Raw genomic sequence first — 23,566 nt, forward strand, 5'->3', positions numbered from 1 at the left:
TTTAATATCTTTCATCACCTGCTCTTTATTTAAAATAGAAATTCTGTGTTGGCGCATTATAACGCCCCCTTTAAAGAGCGCACTTTTCATTGGGTTGTTTGTTGAAAATCTATACATAATCGTATCCGAATTAAACTTTAGACTTGCTCTATCGCTAATTAGTATGATATACATCTAAAAATAACTAAGTAGTGTAGTAGTGCACAATTTGGCCATGGTGGGACACAAAAATGTGAGGTGACTTGTGACAGGATTATTACTTCACCCGAAATTCTAAGAGGAAAAAGAACTATGATGTCCAAGCTGATCATTTCTGCGTTGGGTCTATGCATTTCTGGCGCGTTAAGCACGACTCTAGCTAGTACCCCTACTACCACGAACCAACAAATCACCAAACGTATCGATTACCTTCAGGCTCAAATTAATAAGTTGCGTACTCAACAGAAGAAAGAGCGACAGAAGAAATCCTATAAATACCGCTTGTCGCCCTTAAGCATTGGTCCTTACTTGCACAAAACACCCGCTTTTGATGGCTCTGATTTAGTTATTAACATTCCTAGCGTCCGTGAAGATGTTCGTTTGCTTTTATTACAGCACCAATTGGAAAAAGAATGTCGCGCATTAGGGGTGCCGCCCCTTCCAAAAATGCCCCGCGTCGTTTTTAGCGGAAAGTTAGAAGGCCAAACTTCATATGGAAGTACTTACGCAGGTTCAAGAAATGCCAATATTAATTTTAGTGGTGCTGAGTTTGATACTTATGTCCAAGCCAATCCTTGGGTATCAGGTTATATGGCTCTCGATTATGATCCCGATGAGCTTTTAAATGGTTCCCGTGTTTTTATGAATCGGGCTTTCATCATGATTGGAAATTTAAGCCAATTTCCATTTTATCTCAGCGTCGGCCAAGTGTATGTTCCTTTTGGTCGCTATAGCAGTATGATGATCACTATACCAATGACTCAAGCGCTTGGTCGAACACGTGCCCGGGCGATAACGTTAGGCTATCAACAAACCGGCAACAATGCGTTACACGCGGAGTTGTATGGTTATCAAAGCCTCACAAATAATTTTTACCACAGTAATCACAATAATCAATGGGGAACTGATGTCGGGTATGAGTTTAGTAATGGCGATCGCGTTAGTGGTGAAATAGGCGCTAGCTTTATCTCTAACTTAGCAGATTCGCAAGGAATGCAGGCAATGGCATTTTTAGACGATGAAACATTACGACACAGAGTACCGGCGATGGGTGTTTATGGATCATTAGCTATCAAACCAGTGGTATTTATTGTAGAATACGTTAATGCTCTAAAGATATTTGATATCCATGATGTCAATTTTGCAAACCGAGGTGCTCGTCCATCCGCCTTTCATGCTGAAGCAAATTACATGTTTAAAACCGGCCCAAAGCCCAGCTCTATCGGCATTGCTTACGGTCACACTACCCAAGCATTAGCCGTAGCTCTACCGCAGGATCGTTACAGTGTTTTCTACAATGTTAATATTTGGAAGGATACTAACTTTGCATTGGAATATCGTCACGACGTGAATTATACGCGCAATGCGATTTCCACAATAACCAATCCAACCACAGACAAGATTGTTGCTGGTTTGGGTAAAAGCGAAAACGTGGTAACGGCACAGTTCGATCTTTATTTTTAAAAAAAGCCTACTGCTATCCCTCGGCCCCGTCGTCATCTTGCACCTCGTCCGCGGGATTCAGGTGATAATCGCACAAAGCCTAAATCCCAAATCCGATAACCCAGGCTCTTCCCCCGCCTTTCAAATTTGGTCATCAGGCGATGCTCATTCTGAAACAAAAACTTCCCTGGTCCCGCTTTATTTTTCAAACTATCGAAGTGACTCAACACATTTATCATTTGCAAAGCGTAATTTTCCCAATCAGTTGCTAAATACAATCCCCCACCCGGCTTTAATTTTTTCACCATCAAAGCCACAAAATCAGCTTGAATCAAACGCCGTTTATGATGACGCTTTTTGGGCCAAGGGTCAGGAAAGAAAATATGAATGCCAGCTAATGAATCCTCTGGGATACTGTATTTTAATACCGAAACAGCGTCTTCCTGGAAAATACGAAGGTTGCTAAGACTCTCTTTTTCCAGACCCAACAAAAGCGAAGCAATGCCGGGACGGTAAATCTCAACGCCCAAATAATTAAGATTTGAATGCGATTTCGCCATTGCAAGTAACGACGACCCATTACCAAAACCAATTTCTAAGATGACATTGAAAGAATTTCTAAAAATTTCTTCAAAAACAATTTTCTTTTCAGTAAATATTATCCCATACTTCATCCATAAAGTTTCTAACGCTCGTTTTTGTGAGGTTGTTAATCGCCCTTCCCTGCATACAAAACTTCTGATTGATCGCTTTTTAATCAACTTCTCATTCATTCTAACTAGATTCTCCACTCTGAATTAGGTAGTATTCTATGAATTTTTGCGGGTGTAGTTCAATGGTAGAACATAAGCTTCCCAAGCTTAGAACGTGGGTTCGGCTCCCATCACCCGCTTAATCGATTGACTGAAGGGCCCTTTTATGCGTTCTTTTATCAAGATTCTAGTCACTGTGGTTGCAGCCTTATTTCTGGTATCCGCTATCTCAGTTATAGCCTTGACCAAGCTTCTAAACTCCAAGGACTATAAAGACCGTATTGACTACTATGTATATAACCCCAAACGGGTCGCCATTTCATTTAATGTTGAAAGGCAACGTTGGATGGTCTTTCATCCCCTGGTTAGGTGTTGACTTTAAGCAAGTTGAATTGAGCAATCCCGTCGATTTTCAAGGCGAAAATTTAGCGAATATTGGAGAAATTAAAATTAAAGTACACTTCTGGCCTCTCTTAATCGGCCGCGTTGAATTTGATAAAATTACTCTGGATAAAGCCACGATTAACTTGATTAAACATAAAAGCGGGAAAAGATGATGCCTCCGGTTACCGAATTAAAAATCGCTGGTATTAATATTAGTAATACAACCATTAACTTAATTGATCAAAAATCATCCTCGATAACTTCTTTAAAAGGAATAAATTTAACAACTGGCCATATTGGAAATGCTGTTAATTTCCCTGTGTCAATGCAATTTACTTTAGCTTCAAATCAATCCAAAAACACATTCAATGCTATTCTTACTGGTACTGGTGATGCTAATTTAAATTTTCAGCAGTCTAATTACAGTCTCTCTAACATAAAGTTTAATGGTACTCTCCTGCGACCCAGCTTACTACCAGTGCCTGTCAATATTGTTACCAACTTAGCCGTGAATCTCAATCAACAAAATATCTCTATCTCTCCGCTCAATTCAAAATTAGCGAATATGCAGTTAAATGGAAAAACAGAAATTAATCAACTACAAACGACTCCTAGGCTATCTATTAAATTAGGAACCGTAAACACCGATTTAAAACAACTGCTTACCGCGTTGCGAGGAAAGTCTCCTTTAGCAGGTCAACTCTCTTTTGATACGGTATTAATTACTTCAGGTAACTCTAAAGAAGAGTTTTTAAGTCATTTAAATGGAAGCGGTAAATTTGCCGTTCAGAATGAGACTATTTTGGGTATTAATATTAATGGGTTCCTTGCACAAGCCAACACGTTGTTAACTCATCGATCAGCGCCTCAATTAAAAATTCTAAGCCAGCTGACTTTTCAAATTTGACAGGAACTTATATGGTTAAAAATGGGATTCTAAATAACAACGATCTCAAAATGAATGCGGCCCCAATTACCGCGAAGGGGCTTGGCACGATAAATTTGATGGACAACCGTATCAATTACACGCTAACCGCAGCGTACACAAAATTGGGCGCCCCTACTTCAGTTCGAAGTGCCTATTCTCATCCATGGGACGGTTAATTCGCCGACTATTCGGCCCGATTTTTCAGACCTGGCTAGTAAAATATTAACTAATGAACTTGAGAAAAAAGTAAAGCAATACACCGGCGGAATTAAAAAATTGAATTTAAAAAATTACTTTCTCTAATTAGAATGGATCCTAAACAATTTGCACAAGAGGTGTTACGCTGGTTTGACCGCTATGGCCGTCATGACCTTCCTTGGCAAAAAAAACTGACCCCCTATTGCGTATGGGTGTCTGAAATCATGTTGCAGCAAACGCAGGTTTCAACAGTCATCCTTTATTTTGAGCGGTTTATTAAACGATTTCCCACCGTAGAAGCTCTTGCGTTAGCCCCGCTTGATGAAGTTCTCGCCCATTGGTCAGGCTTGGGCTATTATGCCCGTGCGCACAACTTGCATCGCACGGCTCAAATTATTCATATGGCTTATCATGGCCGCTTTCCTTCAACCCTAGAAACCTTATCAGGCCTACCAGGCATTGGCCGCTCAACTGCCGGCGCTGTTTTATCCTTAGGAATGCATCAGTACGCTGTTATTTTAGATGGTAACGTCAAGCGAATTCTTGCACGTTACAATGCTCTTGATATTCCAATTAATCAACAGATTGGAATTAATATCTTATGGAACTTAGCTGAAAAATATACCCCACAAAACCGCTGTTGGGATTACAATCAAGCCATGATGGATATCGGTGCAATGATTTGTACACGAACGAAGCCCAAGTGTTCGTTGTGTCCGTTAAAATCGAGTTGCAAAGCTCATCGTCTCTCACAACAAATGAATTTTCCTATTAAAAAAGCTAAAACTGCACGGGCGCAAAAAGCGGCTTATTTATTATTGCTTCGAAGCTCCCGGGGAGAAATTTTACTTGAAAAGCGCCCCCCCACCGGCATTTGGGGGGGGTTATGGAGCTTTCCGGAGTGCTCCATTGAAGAGGATATTGAAAAATGGTGCCAAACCAAACTCGGTTTTGAAGCCGTTATCTGCGAACGATGGAATTCTATTTTCCATCAGTTCAGCCACTTCGAATTCGAAATCAAACCTGTTTTATTACAAATTAAAATAAGACAGCCTCGAGTGATGGAATGTCCTCCCCAGATTTGGTATAAAGAACATTCAGCGCTACCGGGCGGTATTGCCGCTCCAGTAGCCCGTCTATTGAAACAATTAACCCAACGACTGCTTGTGTTATGACTCGACGTATTATTTGTCAAAAATTAGGTAAAGAAGCCGATGCTCTTAACTATTCCCCCTACCCCGGCGAACTGGGTGAGCGCATTTATAACCATATTTCTGAACAGGCCTGGCAAGCCTGGTTGTCACACCAAACTATGCTTATTAACGAGTATCGCCTAAGCCTCATTGACCCTAAAGCCCGTCAATTCCTCGAACAGGAAATGATAAACTTCCTTTTTGGCACCGGAAGCGAAAAGCCAGCCGGCTACACCTCTGAAAAGGAATAATCTACATCAGATTGATAAGTCTCTGCGCCACTGTCTTTTTGGCGCACGCGAAAGTGGTGCTGACAGCAAAATTGCTCATCTACTAATGAGGCACAGCGATTTGGGCTCATTTTGAAAAGCAACTGATTGCAGGTCTCCTGATCTTTGAAGATACCGCCCTTCGGACAATTTGGAGCTTGTACCAGCGGCACGCAAGAAATGTTATCAAAATTTAAACAATAAGTCTCTCTTGCCAATACTCCATCATAAGGCATACACAAACACCATTGATATTCTCATCTTCATCAGGAGCGCACAAAGGAAGTATTTTCCCTGGTCGTAGCTGAGGATCATCATAAAAAAAATAGAGAAAAAAGAAACAAAGACCTCAAAGTTTATTTTGAAGGAGTTTAGCGAGTAAATAGGAAGAACCAATACCATAGTTATGTCTCTATTTACTGGGAACAGAAAAATATACCAAAATATTCTTATCTTTTAGTTTAAGTTCAAGGAGGATTATTATGAATTCATCTTTAACCAAAGATCCACAAAAGGCAAAAGAATTTTTTGAGAAAAAATGACTTTTACCACGAGGCCTGTAGAAAGCTCCAGGATGCTTAATAAAGAATGCAAAGATTCAAAGTACTGGATGTCCACGCCCCCCCGGAGGAGGACTATAAAAAGGGCCACGTCCCCAGCGCTATTAATTTACCCTGGTAACGAATGGGAAAAAGCCGCTGAAAAATTAGACAAAGAAAAAACGAATATTATTGTATTATGATTATGCTATTCATAAGTCTAGCACCTCGCTGCCAAAGCCGCGGCAAGGTTTGCTGAACCAAAGCTTCCCTGTCATGAAAATGGAAGGCGGATTCAAAACCTGGACCGAGCACAAACTTGAAACCGAGAAATGATATTGACTTAACCCCCCAACTTCAAGCACTATAAGCCCCCTGGGCGGCCAGATAGCTCAGTCGGTAGAGCAGAGGACTGAAAATCCTCGTGTCGGCAGTTCGATTCTGCCTCTGGCCACCATGAAATTAATACGTTATAAAAAATATCGATGGGTGTTAATTTTTTGAGGATCTGCAAAGGGCGCGCTTGGATTGCAAAATCACTTACGCTATCCAACACCGTAATACTTAATTTTTCATCCAATTATTGTAGTTTGAACTCAACGACGTTGGACTCAACCAGTTACCATCAACTTCTATTAGCAATTATATTTTTTAGTTTTAAACAGAAGGCAGTTGTATGAATCTTCTGTTTCTCAACACAGTATCTTACAATTGGTTATAGAAGCTCCCTACTTGGGGTATTGAATAGATAAAATAACTCATGTTGTGGCTCGTATTTTGCTATATCCAGAATTGCCTCCATGTCCATGTAATTAAGTTATTAGAAGGAGATAGCATACGAAAAAGTTTGAAAATAGATAATATTATTAAGGATAGCGATAGATGAAAAACAAAGTTGACATACTCTCTTTAATTAAAGGGATAAACTTCTTTTTGTCATTGCCAGAAACTGAAGTAGCAACTCTGGCCAAGTGTGTTAAGGAGATCACTTTACAAGCAAGCGAGACTTTAATTCTATCAAGATGAGGAGTCCCTCTATGTTTCTCAAGCATTCGATAACAATGAGAATTTACCGTTTTTTCCGTAATATGTAATTGTTTTCCAATCGCTTCGGCGTTTATTCCTTTGGCCAATAATAGCACAACACCTCCATTTGTCGATTGCTTAACTGGTCAAAGGGCGATTTATCCGTCCTCGTCTTACTCAACGCTAACCGGCTGGCTATTGCAGAACCAATATAGCGTTGGCCGCTGTGCACCGCACGAATGGCTCGCTAATTTCTTCGCAGAATCACTGCTTTTTGTGATAAAACTGCGAACACCGAGTTCCAATAAGCGCATGGCTAACAACTCCCCATTCATGGCTGCCAGCACAAGATTTTTACTTCTGGATCACGCCGAAAAAGCTTGCGAACCAGCTCAAGTCCGTTCGTATCTGGTAACTGAAAATCAAGAACCACGACGTCAGGTTCTTTTTCTCGGTGCAATGCCAGCCCTTCTCTACCAGTGCCTGCTTCACCCACGATACGAATTCCTTTGATTTGCTCCAATATTAAACACACACCGCGGCGAATCAACACATAATTTCAATTAAAAGGACACTTATTAAGCGTTATTTCCTCATCCTTAGCTCACTCACTCCAATTCTACTCCACTTAACCAGGAAGTTGCAATCAAAATTGTGGTGGGTCAATTTGCACAGACGTTTTCTAATTACCTATAAAATCAGGATTTTACAAGGTCAATTAACCTTTAAAACGCACGTTTAGATTAAATTTTACTTCTATTCTGGACGTCCCTATAACGAAAAGCCTCAAAAATTTTCCGGGCCAGCGCTTGGGTTTTATCATTTATCAAGCAATCGCCATGTTATTGGAAACCAGTTAGAGCAATTAACTAAATCTTTATTACCGATTGGCGTTTATAATTTGACTTGTAACAGAGCGTAATGTAGGTTCTGGGGCAATAAACCTTATCACCGCGCGCCTCTTCCCAAGCGCCGCGGATTATAAAATATCTGTTCCCCAACATACATAACATTTCCCGTTGGATCTTCCAGCATCATAACTGCACGTGCTCATCTGCTTAGAAACTAAGATAACCATGCTGTCCAAAAATCTTTAATAGCTATATGCATCTTCATCTATCACTTCGTCGACGAGAAAAATTGGATAAATACGTGCATAATGGTGACTAAGGATTTCTAATATGTGTAGTAAAGCCTTACCTTTATCCCAATCTATATGGGGAACCAATTCAAAAACTTTCTTTCCCTGATTCTTTTTTAATTTCGGGTGCAGCAATGATGAGCACATCTTCAGCTTTTACTAAACTATAATGGATTGATTAAGAATAAGGTTTTATGCTCAATAATGATACCCTGGATATTTTACAGTAATTGGTGTAATAAATTATTGGTGTAATAAATTATACGCATTCGATATGGTTTCTTTATATTTTGTAGTGATGATAATAGTGCTTTTAGAAAGCGGATTAAAAATTTCAAAACCCTTATTCTCCGCACAGAATAAGAATTCTAATCCAATTAATTTCTGTAAACACGACCATCTTTTTGCAGGCAGATTGTTCAGAAATGCAGGGTACACATTCCAATGCATTCGACAGAGAATTCAGCATTTTTCAACTCATTGATTAACGGTAATAGCGTCAAAATCATCGAGCACCCAATCAGAACCCATTTATTTTAATGGCTCGCACACACCCCGTTGACGAGCCATACCAACAACTCTGCCAAAAATAACCCCACGCGCTCATCCTTGCACATCAGAAAGTGCGTCTTCAAATATCACACAGTTTAAAGGTACTATTTGCAACCGAGCCGCGGCTTCTAAAAATATATCTGGATGAGATTTTCCATTCAATCCGAATTTCTGAAGCACATTGTCTATCGATACGAGCAGCAAATAAATCGTTAAGCTGAGCACGTTTCCCAAGCCATAAATCATATTTTTATCATGCTTATCTTCAGCGGTTCCTAGAGGAAGCTCCACTCCCAAAGAATTTAAAAAGCTTTTAATTCCTTTAAAGAATTACGCTGTTTATTTTCAACAACGTCCCTAGCGCCGAACTTAAACTAGGCAATTTCAAACGCTGATCCAATGCTTGTCTTGCTTTTTCATCTAATACATCGAACTCGTGCGGCGTAAGCAATTGCTTTTTTTCTGCTGCCAATTCAAAAGTGAATTAAAAGCTTTTTATCCTTGTATCAACCGTCAACCTACCGACATGCTGCAAGATACTGTTTCAAAAGCTCAAACCCAATCCAACGATTAGCATCGGTAATCAAAATCCTTTTCATTACAGTCTTCCTACAACTTCAGCGACGTGACCGTCTACCTTAACTTTAGGCCAAATAGCCGAAATCACCCCTTCTTCATCAATAATAAAAGTCGTGCGTTCAATACCTTTGTACTTCTTTCCAAATCGATTTTTATCAACCACCACACCGTATTGTTCGCAAACAGTATTATCTTTATCGGATAGCAGCGTAAATGGCAAATTATATTTCTGTTTGAATGTTTGATGAGCTTTAACGCTGTCTTTTGAAATACCTAAAACAACAGCTCCGGTCTTCGATAATTGGGACCAGAGATCGCGAAACCCACACGCTTCTTTGGTACACCCTGGCGTATCGTCTTTAGGATAAAAATACAAAATAACCTTTTTTCCTTTTAAATCATCCAGCGAGAGTATTTCGCTTTCATCTGTAGGCAGTGTAAAAATAGGTGCCTTCTGACCAACTTCAATGGACATAGTGTTTCTCCTGATTAGGAATTGAGAGAATGTAGAATCAAATTTACAATAGTGGATGAAGATATATCAAGCAAGGATTTTATTATGTCTTAGATCATTTCTTATGATATTATGGCTTCCAATCCTTCTAAAACAAAAGAAGTGCAACCAGAAATGATTGAATAATTACAAAAAGGAAAAGTCATTTATTTTCCAAAGTTAATTTTTCTGATTAATCTCGATCAAGGGGTTTTTTCAAACCCGAACTATTTGGCAAAAGGACAAAAAACCCTCTAAAGCCCAAAGTTTTAAAGAACTCAATCCACAAAAACAAAATTTTTGCCATTAAAAGAAATAATTAAAGATTTCTCAACAGGGGCAACCCAATTAATAACCACGCTCTTTTCTTATTATTACAGTAAATTCCGAATAGGACGGGCCAGCTTTTGCTCCACCGAAATTACAGGAAGAGGAACCTCTGAACCTCTTACCGCAAGAATGACACGCTATTACAGGTTGGTACTTTTCCTTGCCCATGCAAGAAGAACGCATGTTACGCTTATTTTGCAATATTAATCCCCATAATCAGCCAAGACAGTGATACCTTAGCAAATCCTTCGACCAAATTATCAAACAATCGGCCCACACTTTATTAAATTTATTGGGCATTACCAAAACTAAACGCAGCTTTTACAATCATTGCATTCTTAAAATTCAGAATACCATGAAAAGCGATTAAGAACACCAGAAAAAGGCTATACAAGAAAAAATAGCTTTCCTCACCAATACCACCCGAGTAGTTTTCATCGACCTTGTTTCCCACGCGGCGTTATCGGGTCAACATTTACTCGAACAAACATTTTATATTCCACCCACCGCCTAATTTTTCCTGAATATTCCCCACTAAAAAATTAGAAACTCTCTTAAGACACAATTTCTTAAAGTGAAAATTTAAAATAAATTAAGTAAAGCACGGCCCTCGAAGTCGTGGCGCTTTTATGCGGACATGCTGTGAATCTGTCCTTGGATGCTTGGGCAACACATCGAGCAATTTATCAAAGTTGTTGTTTCTTCTCAAGAGCGGCAGAGTGTTTAGTTTCTATGGCAGCATTTACTTCACTCCGACACGAAATCACTATCGTGATTACCCTTAAATTATTTGTGCTTGCTTTATAACTTTGGTATTTTCGTTTTTCTGATCCCGTATCCAAGCAGTTAACCTCGCGCCTCATGCAGCAACATGTTTTAAATTATCCCAACAACAAGGAGTAGTCATTCATGGCCGGTTATGAAACGATTCTTTATATACCGCTGGCAATTTGTTATTACTCCATGTATCACTTTATCTTTGTTCTCTTAACTCTTAGTTATCAGCTTTTTTATATAGGAATCATGGAAACCATCTACATCATGACAGATCAAGAAATTTGGAGGAAAATGACGAAATATTAGGGCATTTTATTCGGTATTAACTTTGCCATGGGCGTCTCCACCGGCATCATCATGGAATTTCAATTCGGCATCAATTGGACTCATTTTTCACAATACGTAGGTGTTTTTGGGTCTCTCGTTAATCTAGAAGTTCTAATGGGGGTTTTTCATGGAAACCATATTTGTGGGGTTATTTTTTGGGTGGGAGCGTTTAACCTAAAGTCGGCCATTTAATCGTCACGGGGTTGGTCGCTATTGGTTCCAGCTTCTCGAAATTCTAGATCTTAGTCGCAAAGGCTTGTGAATGGAAATCAGCAGTTTCAAAGCGCTTCTTTTTAATCCCGTCGCCCAAGCGAAATTCGTTCTTCATATAATCAATATAGGGTACGTGAATAGGGTACGTGATGGGAGCAATATTTATTCTGGTAATCAGCGCTTTTTACTTATTGCGCAACCCTAATATCGAATTTTATAAACGCTCGATGACAACGTCTATGTCGCTAACAAAATGCAAAAAATGAGAATTGCTGCGATTGACGGGATGTGGGAAGCTGAGTCTGCCCCGCTTCCTTTAACCTCTTTGGTATTCTCATTCAAAGAAAACACATTACTCGTGAATTCCCTACATCTTAGGACTGATGACCACCCATTCTTTTCATCAAGCATTTCCATGCATTAACGAGCTTGTTCAACAAAATAAAGTCCGCATACGTAACGGCATAAAAGCTTATTCCGCATTAACCACTTTAGAAAAAACCCTAACAATGTTGTGGAACAGCGCGTTTTTGAAAAATATAAAGATGGGTTGGGATATAGTTTATTACTTACAATGACTTATCAATGACCCAACAAAAGCAACCCCGGCCGAAATTGATAAAACAGCGTTATCTGCCAACGTTGCTATTTTATTTTAGGCGTTCCGCATCATGGTAAACGTAGGTAGGATTCTTTTTTATTATTTTATTTGCTATCGGATTTTATTTCTCCACCGTTCGACAGTTCGACAGAAAATGCTTCCTTCACCTTTTGTTACTCAGCTTACTGTTACCCTAGATCACCGCGAAGCTGAGCTGCTTTTTTGCTGAAAATGGAAGGCAGCCCTGGGTAGTTGAAGGCATGTTACTAACTTTCCTCGGCAGCTCTACCTTAACTGCTGGCAATTTGATTACCTCTCTGGCTGAATTTGCTTTTTTATTTTACACCGCATTAGCCGTGGTAAAAATTTACTTAATGCTCAAGTACATCAATCAGACCTCGATAAAAAAGCGGAATCTACAACATGATTGAATACGCTACCTTACGTATCATTTGTTTGAGGATTACCGGTTTTCTGATAAGCGACTTTGCAATCATGGATGGATTCGATCTTGGCACTGCCAGTCTATTACCTTTTTTAGGACGAACCAATACTGAACGTCGGATTATTCTCAATATCACAGGACCCGTCTGGGAGGGCAACCAAGTTTGATTTATTTTAGGCAGCGGGGTTTTATTAGCCCCGCGCCCTTTTCTGTACGCCGTTGCTTTTTCCAGTTTTTATTTCGCCGTACCACTTATTTACTGACGCTTATTTTGCCGACCAATAGGTTTTAAATACGGAAGCAAAATTCAAAATAATGTAATCCAAGGGGTATCTTTTTATTTCACGACCGAATTACGGTCAATTTATACGGGTACTTTCGGAGGGGGCATTGCTTAATCCTTTCGCGCTTCTCTGTGGCTTATTAGCCCTCGCGATGATGATGCAAAAAGCTGCTTTCTTAGCATCAAAACGAAAAAAGAATTACAGCACCGTGCATTGATTACGGCGTGGATCATGGCGCTTTTAGTTGTTCTTTGATTTGCTATCAGCAGTGTGTAGGTTATCTATGGAGTTAAAGGTTATGTAGTCACTTCGGGAATTAACCCTGCAGAATTTTTAAATTCATTAATGAAAGTGCTCGAAGTACAAAAAGGAGCGCGACTCACTAACTTTATTAACTATCCTATTTCATGGTTGGCACCTTTGTTAGAATTTTCTGGCACATTTTTCGTGTTTGTTTTTATACGCCACTTCCCAAAGTTATACTTTGTAGGCAGCAGCCTCAGTATTTTTGGCATTATTAGCATTGTTGGATTAGCAATATTTCCGTCCTTGCTTCCCTCTTCCAGTCATCCTCAATCTAGTTTATTGGTCTAGGACACATCTGCCAGCCAATTATCGCTCCAAGTTATTCTAAATATTAATTTTTACGCCGATTATTTTATACAACCGTTGTCTATCGCATATTATTTGACAAAGTAACCGCCGCCACGTATATTGAAAGCAATAAAGACGCTTAACGCATTATGCTTTGAATTAGAGTACTATAAAGACAAAAGCTAGGGCCTGCTTATAGTTCACTATGCTGGCTAGAATTCATCGATTTTCGAGCAGCGCAGCGTACATAGAAGTTCGTGAGCAGCGGAGCGCAGGAAATCGATGAATTCTAGCCAGCATAGTGAACTATAAGCAGGCCCTAATATTTTTTTAATATATTTAGAGGTTTTTTGGCGGCGATGCCAATTAACAAGATATCGGTGAGCCAATGTTTACTGTGAATGATTAACATATTTTCGGCCTTATAATGTTTGGTAGACACCGTGTATTAAACGACCCCGTTTCGACGACTGCTTTATCAACAATCATTATCTTGCCATACACGTATTCCATTGCGGATTAAGTACCTCGCCGAAGAATAATATTTTCCTGCAAACTGACTTTTATCTAAAATCACCAACACTTTAACTCCACGTTTCTTTGCTCAAACTCATGCATTCGCAATAGGATCGGAGCTAAATGAATAATCTTGTACATAAATACTTTGCCTCACCTGACTAATCATTTTCACAATTTTCCCAGTGCAATTTTGATACGCCGTGAAACAAACCTCGTAATAACTTCCCCCTTGCAAAACTGAAGCCTGTGCACGCGCTACAAAAACAAAAAATAAACAATTAGGGAACAGACATTTTTTTCATGACATTCCTTAAAGGTAAATTAATTCTTCCAACTTTATCTTTTTTATACTAAAATTAAATTGCTCTCACAAATAAAAATGATTATCATTCTTGTTAAGCAATTGTCAGGAGTTGGTTGTCTTATGGATAATATGAATAAAAAAATTTCTCTTTTTCTCAGCTTATCCATGGCGCTCACATCCAGTTTGACCTTCTATAGCGCAGCAGCCGAGGAAACATTGGATGTAAAATTTTTAATACTAGCAATAGTCGTATTATTTTCAGAGTTTTTGAAATAAAAGACCACCTAGAGCATACTCATGATCACCACGATCCAGCCCATGAACCTCTTTTACCCTCACCAGGAATCGATTCACCTAACAATTACAGTTCAACAAATCACTCACAAACAACTAATGCCTTGTTAAACCGAACCTCCACAACGTTAACTTTATATCCACGATTTTCCTGTGGGGCCGCTATGCGCTCATACCGGTCTCTCACACGATAAGAAATATTTGGAGTCAGGAGGCAGTCAAAAAATTTACGGTAAGAGTTACCCATACAGATGAACGCAAAGGCTTTATCCAAAACAAAGCCGTATTATTTTTTACTTTTCTTGGTTTAAGCGGGACACATCTTCCTGAAAGTTTCTACTTTCAAATAAAACTAAAGGGTGGAAAGAAATTTTAAGTATTTTAGGACTTTCAATCCCTCGAGCCGTTGCTCATCTCGATCACGTCCGTATACTCCCTCAAACGCTTAAAGAAGTCTGGTAAAAAATAAAAAAGGAAAATTAGCCTTACTATGCTTCGCCGCTTCTGGTGCGGGCTTAATCCATGCCTCCCCAGCGTTATTAAGCACTTTTTACTATTATAAGCACTTTATTACTATTAGGATAAAACAGAATTAGCATAGAAACGCTGAACCGGTGCAGGAGAGTTCTTACAACATGGCGGACAACACGCCTTAGAATTTTTCACGCCAAAGGCAATTGACAATCAAAATGTTAATGCAGAAAATGAAGATGTAGAGCCTGCTGTTACCCCTAATGTTAGTGACGCCAGTTAGATACGTTTAATTTATTCCCTCTCTCGTCTGGTGAGAGAGAGTCAAAAATTCCAAGATATTCTTTATAATTTCAGGCCCTTCATAAATCAAACCCGTGTAAAGCTGAACCAAGCGGGCTCCCGCGTTTATTAGAGTCTGTGCATTTTCACCTGAAAAAATACCCCCGACAGCAACGATGGGAATCTCATCGCCAAGAAAAGAATGCAACAGTTTAACCACCTGCAAAGTCATTGGAAAAAGCGGCTTACCACTAAGCCCCCCCTCTTCATTTGCATTCGGTAATTTTTCAACACCTTGGTGAGAGTTTGAAGTATTTGTGGCCACAATGCCCTCTATTCGATGCTGTAATGCTAGCGTGGCAATCGTTTGAATTTCTTCAGGAGTTAAATCCGGCGCGATCTTTAAAAGGAGCGGCATACGTTTATAATATTGATCTTCCAAGCGACGTTGATCCTCTTTCAATCGAGTCAACAAATTAGCCAGATAACGTTCGGATTGCAATTGACGTAATTTTGGTGTGTTAGGAGAAGATATATTTATTGTAACATAATCAACATAACTATATAATTTTTCAAAACAATTTTGATAGTCTTCATGTGCTTTCTCCAAAGGCGTTGTCAAATTTTTACTGATATTAACGCCGACAATTCCTTTAACTTTTCTCCTTTTTAATTGCTCCACTAAATAATCCACTCCCAAGTTATTAAAACCCATTCGGTTAATTAGAGCTCGGGCTTGAGGTAAACGAAAGATTCGCGGTTTAGAATTACCCGCTTGTGGCTTGGGTGTAACAGCTCCAACCTCAATAAAACCAAAGCCTAATCCTAATAGCTCATCCATGTATTCGCCATTTTTATCCAACCCGGCAGCCAATCCCACTGGATTTGGAAATTCAATCCCAAATACAACGATTGGCTTTCGAGGAAAACGTTTCAAACGTCGATTAATCAACCGATAGCAATAAAACCATTTCAAATAATTTAAGGTGAGTGCATGCACCATTTCTGGTTCTAATTTAAATAACCAAGGACGCAAATACCGATAAATCATAAAATGCACTCTCTCAGCCATAACCATAACATGGCGTTATTCCTTCTTTGTAATTTATAGTGGACCGCGTTACTTCAATTCCATAATTTTTCTCTTGTAAAGTAAAGATAAGCGGTCCTAATGTGTCCGATACCTTGCCCTACTCATCCAACAACGGAAAAATGCGTACCTCAATCGCTAATTGCGGTGAGTCCGTTTCATTCCAAAATACCGAGTCTGCACACAAAACTAACTAAAACTGAAAATCAGCAAAAGGCAAATGCGGTAAATGAGCGACTTGATAAGGATTTTCAATTCGCCCTTGCGAATAATCCGTCACAAAAATTTGGACATACTGATTCAAAAGGGTCAGAATGTCTTCTAATGTTTTTCCCCTTGCGTATGAATACGATTCGCGTAGTGATTAGAGTTGCATCGTTAAACGTTGGATGACATTATCCACATGTCCATCGGCTCTAAATCGTAATGCGGATCAGCGCTAATAACCTTATCGTGTCCTGCTTTCAGCATTAAAGCTCGATACACTAGCAGGGTAATCTAAAATTTTACGATCAAAAACTCTATAATCTGTTAAATCGAACATCGCCTGATAATCTTCAAAGCTATGAACCAAGCTTGATATTAAGGGAATCTTAGTCGTTGTTATCATTGTTATCTTCCATGCTCAATGGTTAAAATAAACATCTTTTAAATAATTAATTCTCTTTCAAAAGAGAGGATTGTAACTAAGGGTAATCATAACATGATTCACGGCCCCTCCTTCCAGTTTGAAGAAACCATTGAGATGTTGCGCAAAGCTGTACAACAATTTGCCAGCGAAGAAATTGCCCCCCGCGCTGTCCTCATCGATACCAACAATCAATTTCCTCGTGATCTATGGCCAAAACTAGGAGATTTAGGGGTTCTTGGTATTACTGTAAATGAAGAATACGGTGGTTCCCAAATGGGATACCTTGCTCACGTCATCGCTATGGAAGAAATCAGCCGCACTTCCGGTTCTGTAGGTTTAAGTTACGGGGCTCACTCTAACTTATGTGTTAACCAAATTAACCGCTTCGGCACTGAGAGCCAAAAAAAACGCTATTTGCCTAAACTTATCAATGGCGAACACGTCGGCGCCTTAGCGATGAGTGAAACCGAGGCCGGGTCGGATGTGGTGGGTATGCGGCTTCGCGCCGAACAAAAAGGCGATGTATTCATTTTGAATGGCACAAAAATGTGGATAACCAATGGCCTCGAAGCTGATGTTGTCATCGTCTATGCAAAAAGCGATCCCGGAGCGGGTTCCCGCGGTATTACTGCTTTTTTAATTGAAAAAGAGTTCCCCGGTTATCGAACCGCTCAAAAGCTTCATAAATTGGGTATGCGAGGATCAGGTACCTGCGAGCTGGTATTCGATCATTGCAAAGTACCTAAAGAAAATGTTTTAGGAGAATTAAATAAAGGTATTTCCGTACTCATGAGCGGCCTAGATTACGAACGTTTAGTTTTAGGGGGCGGACCACTGGGATTAATGCAGGCTTGTCTTGATACGGTTTTACCTTACGTTCATGAGCGAAAACAATTTAAAAAACCAATCGGCGAATTTCAATTAATTCAAGCGAAAATAGCTGATATATACACCGCTCTTAACGCAAGCCGCGCGTATTTATACGCCATCGCAAAAAGCGCCGATGCGGGGAAAATTCATTCCAAAGACGCTGCCAGCGCTCTCATGTTTGCTTCGGAAAATGCGACTCAAGTTGCCCTTCAGGCGATTCAATGCCTCGGTGGCAATGGATACATTACAGAATTCCTTGTTGAACGCTTTTTACGAGACGCTAAATTATACGAAATCGGCGCCGGTACTTCGGAAATTCGTCGAATCGTTGTTGGGCGGGAATTATTTCGAGAAGGAAAACATTAATGGAGGAAAACCCCATTGTTATTGCAAGTGCAGCACGAACGCTCATGGGTCATTACGGCGGTTATTTTAAAGAGATGTCGGCACCAGAATTAGGGACCGCAGTTATTAAAGCGGTAGTTGAGCATGCTGCCTTACAAGCCGCGGAAATTGATGAAGTTATCATGGGCTGCGTTTTACACGCCGGCCAAGGTCAGCCTCCGGCGAGACAAGCCGCACTCAAAGCGGTTTTTCCCGTGAGCACCCCTTGCATTGCCATCAATAAAATGTGTGGTTCAGGAATGAAGGCGATTATGCTAGCACGCGATGAAATACTCGCCAGCTCCTACCCACATATTATCGCGGCCGGAACAGAAAATATGTCTCGTGCGCCCTATTTAGTGATGAAAGCGTGGTTCGGTTACCGTTTGAGACACGATCAAATTTACGATTATTATGATGCTTGATGAATTGGAAGATGCGTACGACAAGGGAAAAGCGATGGGGATCTTTGCCGAAAAATGCGTGGATAAATATCAAATTACTCGTGAAGCATTAGATAAATTTACAATTGAATCATTGATTCGTGCTAAAAAAGCTAACGAAAATGGCAGCTTCACTCCAGAAATAGTGCCGATAACAATCAGTCATCAACGAGAAACCTTGACTGCGGATCATGATAAAAATGCCATGAAAGCCAATCCAGAAAAAATTTCTCGATTAAAACCTGTTCTTAAAACCGATGGCGCTGTAACCGCTGCTAACTCCAGTTCCATTTCCGATGGCACCGCTGTCGTTACATTAATGCGTCTATCAGAAGCAAAAAAATTAAATATTCAGCCACTGGTAAAAATCATCGAGCATTTTACTTACGCAGAAAATCCTAGTTGGTTGACCAGTGCTTCGATCGGCTCTATTCCCAGATTATTAAAAAAATTCTTGGAAAAAAGAATCGCTTTCTGCTATCAGTATGTCCGCAGTGAAAGAAATCGGCCTTGCCAATAATAGGGTCAACATCCACAGCGGCGGCGAAACAACAGGGATTCCTGTTCAGAGGACAGAACTGAGGACAAAAGTATGCCAAAAATTGTTTCCAAAATAAAAACGGTTAGCGAAGAATTTGAAGCTAACAAAGCTGCCATGATATCTCAAATAAATGCGCTGGAAAATTTGCTCGCTAAAATCAAAAACGGCGGGCCTGAAAAATACCGACAGCGTCAACGTGAACAAGGTAAATTATTGGCACGCGAACGGATCGATCATCTACTCGATCCTGGTTCTCCCTTTTTGGAGCTATCCTCGCTCGCCGGGTATCAGCTTTATAAAGACGAAGCCCCCGCCGGCGGTGTCGTCACCGGTATCGGACAAATCACCGGTCAAGAATGCCTGATTGTGGCTAATGACGCGACCGTTAAAGGAGGCACTTATTATCCTATCAGCGTAAAAAAACATTTACGCGCTCAACACATTGCTGAAGAAAATCATTTGCCCTGCGTTTATTTAGTTGACTCCGGCGGCGCTTATTTGCCAAAGCAAGATGAAGTGTTTCCTGACCGAGATCATTTTGGCCGGATTTTTTATAATCAAGCGCGATTGTCCGCTAAAAATATCCCTCAAATTGCACTTGTCATGGGGTCTTGTACCGCTGGTGGCGCCTACGTCCCTGCGATGGCTGACGAAGCCGTCATGGTTAAAAACCAAGCGACTATTTTTCTTGGTGGCCCTCCCTTAGTCAAAGCAGCTATCGGTGAAACCGTGACCGCCGAAGAGTTGGGCGGCGCCGATGTTCACTGCCAGCATTCTGGGGTCGCTGATTATTTTGCTGAAAATGATGAGCACGCTCTAAAAATAGCACGACAGATCGTCAGCCATTTAAATCGGAAAAAATACTTTTCTCTCTCAATCCAACCCGTGGAAGAACCCGCTTACGATCCTGAAGAAATATTGGGCATTATCAACGCTGATCTGCGCAAACCTTACGATGTCCGCGAAATTATTGCACGCTTAGTTGATGGTTCTCGGTTTGAAGAATTTAAAGCGTTATATGGCACTACACTGGTTTGTGGTTTCGCACATATTCACGGTTATCCTGTGGGGATTATTGCTAATAATGGCATTTTATTTTCAGAATCAGCCCTAAAAGGCACTCATTTTATTGAATTATGTAGTCAACGCAAGATTCCCCTCGTTTTTCTTCAAAATGTTACAGGCTTTATGATTGGTAAAAAATATGAAAATACCGGCATTACCAAACACGGTGCAAAAATGGTTAATGCGGTGGCTTGCAGCGAGGTACCAAAGTTTACAGTTATTATTGGTAACAGTTACGGCGCTGGCAATTATGCTATGTGCGGTCGCGGTTATGGTCCGCGATTCTTATTTATGTGGCCAAACGCGCGAATTGCCGTGATGGGAGGGGAACAAGCAGCAAATGTACTCGCTCAAGTGAAGCGAGATCAAATAGAGCGCCAGGGTGAAAAATGGGCTACGCACGAAGAAAAGCAATTCAGAGATAATATTCGCACAAACTACGAAGCCCAAGCGCATCCCTATTATTCCAGTGCTCGCTTATGGGACGATGGCGTTATTGATCCGTTGGATACTCGGCGTGTATTGGGATTATGTATTTCTGCAAGTTTAAATGCGCCCATTTCTAAAACGCATTTTGGGGTTTTTCGTATGTAACTGAAGAGAGGATGAATGAATGACTCAATTTGATTTTATTCAGAAAGATACCAAAAGCAGTGTATCTACGCTCACTTTGAATCGTCCTGATAAACACAATACTTTTAACGAGCAAGTGATTTTCGAATTAAAATGTGCTTTGCAGCAAGCCGACGAAGAAGAAAGTAGCCGGGTTATAATAATTAAAGCCGAGGGTTCCAATTTCTGTGCGGGCGCTGATTTAAATTGGATAAAGCGCATGGCTGAATTCACGCGTGAAGAAAATGAAGCCGATGCGCTCGCCTTCGCCGACTTGTTACAGCTATTAAGTCGCTTATCCAAACCAACAATTGCTTTAATTCAAGGTTGTGTCATGGGCGGCGGTATAGGATTGGTTGCTTGTTGCGATATTACCATTGCAGTTAAAGACTCACAATTTTGCTTTTCTGAAGTTAAATTAGGTTTAGTTCCCGCCACTATTGCTCCTTATGTTATTCGTTCTATCGGATATAGCTCCGCCCGCCGATATTTTTTAACGGCTGAAGTATTTAACGCAGTTGCGGCAAAAAAAATAGGTCTTATTCATCAAGTCATCGATGAAAAAACTGAATTACTTTCAATCGGGCATCGTATGGCTCAATTAATTATAAAAAATGGTCCGCACGCTTTGTGTGTAGCTAAACAATTACTCAACGATTTATGTCCAATCACAGAAAATATTGTCTCACAAACGGCTGTACTGCTGACTGACATTCTCACTTCCTCAGAAGCCCGCGAAGGTATTCAAAAATTTTTGAAAGGAAAAATTTAAAATGTTTCGAAAGTTAATCATCGCTAATCGGGGGGAAATCACTTGTCGGATTATTAAAACCGCTAAAAAATGGAATATTAGAACTGTTGCACTTTATTCCACAATCGATAAAAGCGCATTGCACGTCCGCTTAGCCGATGAAAGTTATTTAATCGGTCCCCCGCCGGCAGCAAAAAGTTATTTAAACCGAGAAAAAATAATCAATATTGCAATGCAAACAAACGCGGATGCGATCCATCCTGGTTACGGATTTTTAGCGGAAGATGAAAAATTCGCGGCCCTTTGCCACCAAAAAGGACTTACGTTTATCGGCCCACCTCCTGCTGTTATTGCTGCGATGGGAGATAAACGAGAGGCAAAATGTTTAATGAAAAAAGCAAGCGTTCCCGTTGTACCTGGCTATCAAGAAAAACAACAAGACCTTAAAACGCTAACCGAACAGGCTAAAAAAATAGGTTTTCCTCTTCTTATCAAAGCCTCCGCTGGCGGTGGCGGAAAAGGAATGCGCTTAGTAACGATTGCCAACGAACTCGAACAAGCTTTGCAATCGGCTAAGCGTGAGGCTAAATCCAGTTTTGATGACGATTCAGTTTTTCTTGAAAAGTACATCAATCCGGCTCGGCATATAGAAGTGCAAATTTTTATCGATCAAAAGGGAAACGGCGCGTATTTGTTTGACCGTGATTGTTCAATTCAACGGCGTCACCAAAAAATTATTGAGGAAGCCCCCGCACCGAGCTTAAGTGACCTGACTCGAAAAAAAATGGGTGAAACGGCTCTGAAAGCTGCTAAAGCTGTTAATTACGTCGGAGCAGGAACGGTCGAATTTCTCGTTGATAAAATGGAAAATTTTTATTTCATGGAAATGAATACTCGTTTACAAGTTGAACATCCCGTCACCGAAATGATTACCGGATTAGATTTAGTCGAATGGCAACTAAAGATTGCTCAAGGCGAAATACTTCCCCTTTCACAAAAACAAATTAAAGCCAAAGGTCATGCTTTTGAAGCTCGACTTTATTCTGAAGACCCCGCCAATAATTTCTCTCCCTCCAGCGGTAAAATTGTTTTTTTCTCTTCACCGAAAGAAAATAAAAATGTGCGATTGGATACAGGCGTTGTTCAAGGCGATACGATCAGTCCTTACTATGATCCCCTGATGGCGAAACTGATTGTCCATGATGAGAATCGCTCCACCGCTCTGAAAAGGCTAAAAACCTCACTGGAAAATACCTTTATTGTTGGAGTTAATACTAATATTTCTTTTTTACATCAAATTTGTACAAATCGTGATTTTAAAAAAGCTAATATCTACACAACCCTAATCGAGGAAACATCATTAAATAAACTTGAAAAAATAATTCCAAACGAAGTTTTATTTTTTTCAGCTTTAGCTGAATTACAACAGCAAAAAAAACAAGCCAAAGAATTTGCCGCTCAATCCGACGATCTATTTTCACCGTGGTTTGCTCGCGATGGTTGGCGGTTATCCATATGTCCATCCCAAACTTTACGCTTTTGGGATACAGAAAAAACATTTGATATTAAAATAACTCCTTCTCTCGAGGGCTGCAATCTGCTGCTAAATAATGAAGAAATTTCTCTTTCTCAATTTCAACAAACCGATCATTTAGTTGAATTTACTTACAACAATCAAAATTACAAAGCGTTCGTTATTAATGATCCAGATAACTGGCATATTTTTTATAAAGGAAATCATTTCACCATTGCTCGCTACAATCCTAAAACACACTCTACCGATAGCTCAACAATTGAAAACCAATTCATTGCTTCTATACCTGGAACCGTGATTGAAATTTTCGTAACAGCGAAACAAAACGTTAAAAAAGGCGACCACCTTCTTATTTTAGAGACGATGAAAATGGAACACACAATAACTGCACCGAAGGATGGCGTTGTAAAATCTGTATTTTGCCGCCCTGGTGACATAGTGAGCGAAGGCACTGAATTATTAAGTTTTTTTTAATAATAAAATGTTAGACTGAACACCTATTATCGTAT

Annotated in this window: 14 protein-coding genes, 2 tRNA genes and 10 pseudogenes; 18 read left to right on the forward strand and 8 right to left on the reverse strand. The window is 40.1% G+C overall.

Annotated features, from left to right (window positions below):
* Positions 1-291 precede the first annotated feature (291 nt).
* A complete protein-coding gene (locus FIV31_RS07565) occupies positions 292-1,662 on the forward strand; it encodes an LbtU family siderophore porin (protein ID WP_482766157.1) in 1,371 nt (456 codons plus the stop codon).
* 32 nt (positions 1,663-1,694) lie between these two features.
* On the opposite strand, the gene trmB is transcribed toward FIV31_RS07565, so the two are convergent.
* Positions 1,695-2,414 (reverse strand): tRNA (guanosine(46)-N7)-methyltransferase TrmB, encoded by a 720-nt coding sequence (trmB, locus tag FIV31_RS07570; protein WP_280124349.1) that lies wholly within the window; start codon positions 2,412-2,414, stop codon positions 1,695-1,697.
* Positions 2,415-2,462: 48 nt separating this feature from the next.
* On the opposite strand from trmB, the gene FIV31_RS07575 reads away from it, so the two are divergent.
* The 6 genes and pseudogenes from FIV31_RS07575 (at position 2,463) to FIV31_RS07600 (ending at position 6,361) form a co-directional block, all read left to right on the forward strand.
* Positions 2,463-2,533: transfer RNA gene (locus tag FIV31_RS07575), tRNA-Gly, on the forward strand.
* Positions 2,534-2,559: 26 nt separating this feature from the next.
* Positions 2,560-4,008 (forward strand): annotated as a pseudogene (locus FIV31_RS07580) (AsmA family protein).
* Between the two features lie 5 nt (positions 4,009-4,013).
* On the forward strand, positions 4,014-5,078 hold the full coding sequence (gene mutY, locus FIV31_RS07585; RefSeq protein ID WP_280124350.1) for an A/G-specific adenine glycosylase: 1,065 nt from the start codon (positions 4,014-4,016) through the stop codon (positions 5,076-5,078).
* Positions 5,075-5,347, forward strand: coding sequence for an oxidative damage protection protein (locus FIV31_RS07590; protein ID WP_005768500.1), 273 nt, complete (start codon positions 5,075-5,077; stop codon positions 5,345-5,347). The genes mutY and FIV31_RS07590 overlap by 4 nt, the downstream gene beginning before the upstream one ends.
* Before the next feature lie 500 nt (positions 5,348-5,847).
* Positions 5,848-6,240: pseudogene (locus tag FIV31_RS07595) on the forward strand (rhodanese-like domain-containing protein).
* Positions 6,241-6,285: 45 nt separating this feature from the next.
* Positions 6,286-6,361, forward strand: a tRNA-Phe gene (locus FIV31_RS07600).
* A gap of 582 nt (positions 6,362-6,943) precedes the next feature.
* On the opposite strand, the pseudogene FIV31_RS07605 reads toward FIV31_RS07600, so the two are convergent.
* From FIV31_RS07605 to bcp, 4 genes and pseudogenes are all read right to left on the reverse strand, one after another.
* Positions 6,944-7,509, reverse strand: a pseudogene (locus tag FIV31_RS07605) (response regulator); the annotation flags it as partial.
* 1,165 nt (positions 7,510-8,674) lie between these two features.
* A complete protein-coding gene (locus tag FIV31_RS07610) occupies positions 8,675-8,920 on the reverse strand; it encodes an HAD family hydrolase (RefSeq protein ID WP_280124351.1) in 246 nt (81 codons plus the stop codon).
* Between the two features lie 25 nt (positions 8,921-8,945).
* On the reverse strand, positions 8,946-9,095 hold the full coding sequence (locus FIV31_RS07615) for a hypothetical protein (protein WP_280124352.1): 150 nt from the start codon (positions 9,093-9,095) through the stop codon (positions 8,946-8,948).
* Between the two features lie 126 nt (positions 9,096-9,221).
* Positions 9,222-9,677: a thioredoxin-dependent thiol peroxidase gene (gene bcp, locus FIV31_RS07620; RefSeq protein WP_280124353.1), complete on the reverse strand. Its 456-nt coding sequence runs from the start codon at positions 9,675-9,677 to the stop codon at positions 9,222-9,224.
* A gap of 111 nt (positions 9,678-9,788) precedes the next feature.
* On the opposite strand from bcp, the pseudogene FIV31_RS07625 reads away from it, so the two are divergent.
* The 5 genes and pseudogenes from FIV31_RS07625 (at position 9,789) to cydB (ending at position 13,409) form a co-directional block, all read left to right on the forward strand.
* A pseudogene (locus FIV31_RS07625) lies at positions 9,789-10,603 on the forward strand (Kdo hydroxylase family protein).
* Positions 10,604-10,757: 154 nt separating this feature from the next.
* Positions 10,758-10,928 (forward strand): annotated as a pseudogene (gene cydP, locus FIV31_RS07630) (cytochrome oxidase putative small subunit CydP).
* Between the two features lie 195 nt (positions 10,929-11,123).
* Positions 11,124-11,321, forward strand: a complete 198-nt coding sequence (locus FIV31_RS08835; RefSeq protein WP_482766167.1) for a cytochrome ubiquinol oxidase subunit I — start codon at positions 11,124-11,126, stop codon at positions 11,319-11,321.
* Between the two features lie 831 nt (positions 11,322-12,152).
* Complete coding sequence (locus FIV31_RS08745; protein WP_425278287.1) at positions 12,153-12,374, forward strand: cytochrome ubiquinol oxidase subunit I; 222 nt, start codon at positions 12,153-12,155, stop codon at positions 12,372-12,374.
* Positions 12,367-13,409: pseudogene (cydB, locus tag FIV31_RS07640) on the forward strand (cytochrome d ubiquinol oxidase subunit II). The gene FIV31_RS08745 and the pseudogene cydB overlap by 8 nt, the downstream one beginning before the upstream one ends.
* A gap of 183 nt (positions 13,410-13,592) precedes the next feature.
* On the opposite strand, the pseudogene FIV31_RS07645 reads toward cydB, so the two are convergent.
* Positions 13,593-14,074, reverse strand: a pseudogene (locus FIV31_RS07645) (phospholipase D-like domain-containing protein); the annotation flags it as partial.
* Between the two features lie 144 nt (positions 14,075-14,218).
* Between FIV31_RS07645 and FIV31_RS07650 the strand changes: the two are divergent.
* A pseudogene (locus FIV31_RS07650) lies at positions 14,219-15,137 on the forward strand (hypothetical protein).
* A gap of 6 nt (positions 15,138-15,143) precedes the next feature.
* On the opposite strand, the gene FIV31_RS07655 reads toward FIV31_RS07650, so the two are convergent.
* On the reverse strand, positions 15,144-16,187 hold the full coding sequence (locus FIV31_RS07655) for a quinone-dependent dihydroorotate dehydrogenase (protein ID WP_280124378.1): 1,044 nt from the start codon (positions 16,185-16,187) through the stop codon (positions 15,144-15,146).
* Positions 16,184-16,836 (reverse strand): annotated as a pseudogene (locus FIV31_RS07660) (hypothetical protein). The gene FIV31_RS07655 and the pseudogene FIV31_RS07660 overlap by 4 nt, the downstream one beginning before the upstream one ends.
* A gap of 93 nt (positions 16,837-16,929) precedes the next feature.
* Here FIV31_RS07660 and FIV31_RS07665 point away from each other — a divergent pair.
* From FIV31_RS07665 to FIV31_RS07685, 5 genes and pseudogenes are all read left to right on the forward strand, one after another.
* A complete protein-coding gene (locus tag FIV31_RS07665; RefSeq protein ID WP_280124354.1) occupies positions 16,930-18,093 on the forward strand; it encodes an isovaleryl-CoA dehydrogenase in 1,164 nt (387 codons plus the stop codon).
* Positions 18,093-19,147, forward strand: a pseudogene (locus FIV31_RS07670) (acetyl-CoA C-acyltransferase); the annotation flags it as partial. The gene FIV31_RS07665 and the pseudogene FIV31_RS07670, both read left to right, overlap by 1 nt.
* Positions 19,147-20,754: a carboxyl transferase domain-containing protein gene (locus tag FIV31_RS07675; RefSeq protein WP_280124355.1), complete on the forward strand. Its 1,608-nt coding sequence runs from the start codon at positions 19,147-19,149 to the stop codon at positions 20,752-20,754. The pseudogene FIV31_RS07670 and the gene FIV31_RS07675, both read left to right, overlap by 1 nt.
* Positions 20,755-20,773: 19 nt before the next feature.
* Positions 20,774-21,544: an enoyl-CoA hydratase-related protein gene (locus tag FIV31_RS07680; protein WP_280124356.1), complete on the forward strand. Its 771-nt coding sequence runs from the start codon at positions 20,774-20,776 to the stop codon at positions 21,542-21,544.
* Between the two features lies 1 nt (position 21,545).
* Positions 21,546-23,531 (forward strand): acetyl/propionyl/methylcrotonyl-CoA carboxylase subunit alpha, encoded by a 1,986-nt coding sequence (locus FIV31_RS07685; protein ID WP_280124357.1) that lies wholly within the window; start codon positions 21,546-21,548, stop codon positions 23,529-23,531.
* Positions 23,532-23,566 lie beyond the last annotated feature (35 nt).

The organism is Coxiella endosymbiont of Ornithodoros amblus, from assembly GCF_019425495.1.
GTDB lineage: Bacteria > Pseudomonadota > Gammaproteobacteria > Coxiellales > Coxiellaceae > Coxiella.

Bases quoted from the DNA above. Each gene is read 5' to 3' on its own strand.
- FIV31_RS07565 (WP_482766157.1), top strand. From the start codon at position 292: ATGATGTCCAAGCTGATCATTTCTGCGTTGGGTCTATGCATTTCTGGC.
- trmB (WP_280124349.1), bottom strand. From the start codon at position 2,414: ATGAATGAGAAGTTGATTAAAAAGCGATCAATCAGAAGTTTTGTATGC.
- mutY (WP_280124350.1), top strand. From the start codon at position 4,014: ATGGATCCTAAACAATTTGCACAAGAGGTGTTACGCTGGTTTGACCGC.
- FIV31_RS07590 (WP_005768500.1), top strand. From the start codon at position 5,075: ATGACTCGACGTATTATTTGTCAAAAATTAGGTAAAGAAGCCGATGCT.
- bcp (WP_280124353.1), bottom strand. From the start codon at position 9,677: ATGTCCATTGAAGTTGGTCAGAAGGCACCTATTTTTACACTGCCTACA.
- FIV31_RS07655 (WP_280124378.1), bottom strand. From the start codon at position 16,187: ATGATTTATCGGTATTTGCGTCCTTGGTTATTTAAATTAGAACCAGAA.
- FIV31_RS07665 (WP_280124354.1), top strand. From the start codon at position 16,930: ATGATTCACGGCCCCTCCTTCCAGTTTGAAGAAACCATTGAGATGTTG.
- FIV31_RS07675 (WP_280124355.1), top strand. From the start codon at position 19,147: ATGCCAAAAATTGTTTCCAAAATAAAAACGGTTAGCGAAGAATTTGAA.
- FIV31_RS07680 (WP_280124356.1), top strand. From the start codon at position 20,774: ATGACTCAATTTGATTTTATTCAGAAAGATACCAAAAGCAGTGTATCT.
- FIV31_RS07685 (WP_280124357.1), top strand. From the start codon at position 21,546: ATGTTTCGAAAGTTAATCATCGCTAATCGGGGGGAAATCACTTGTCGG.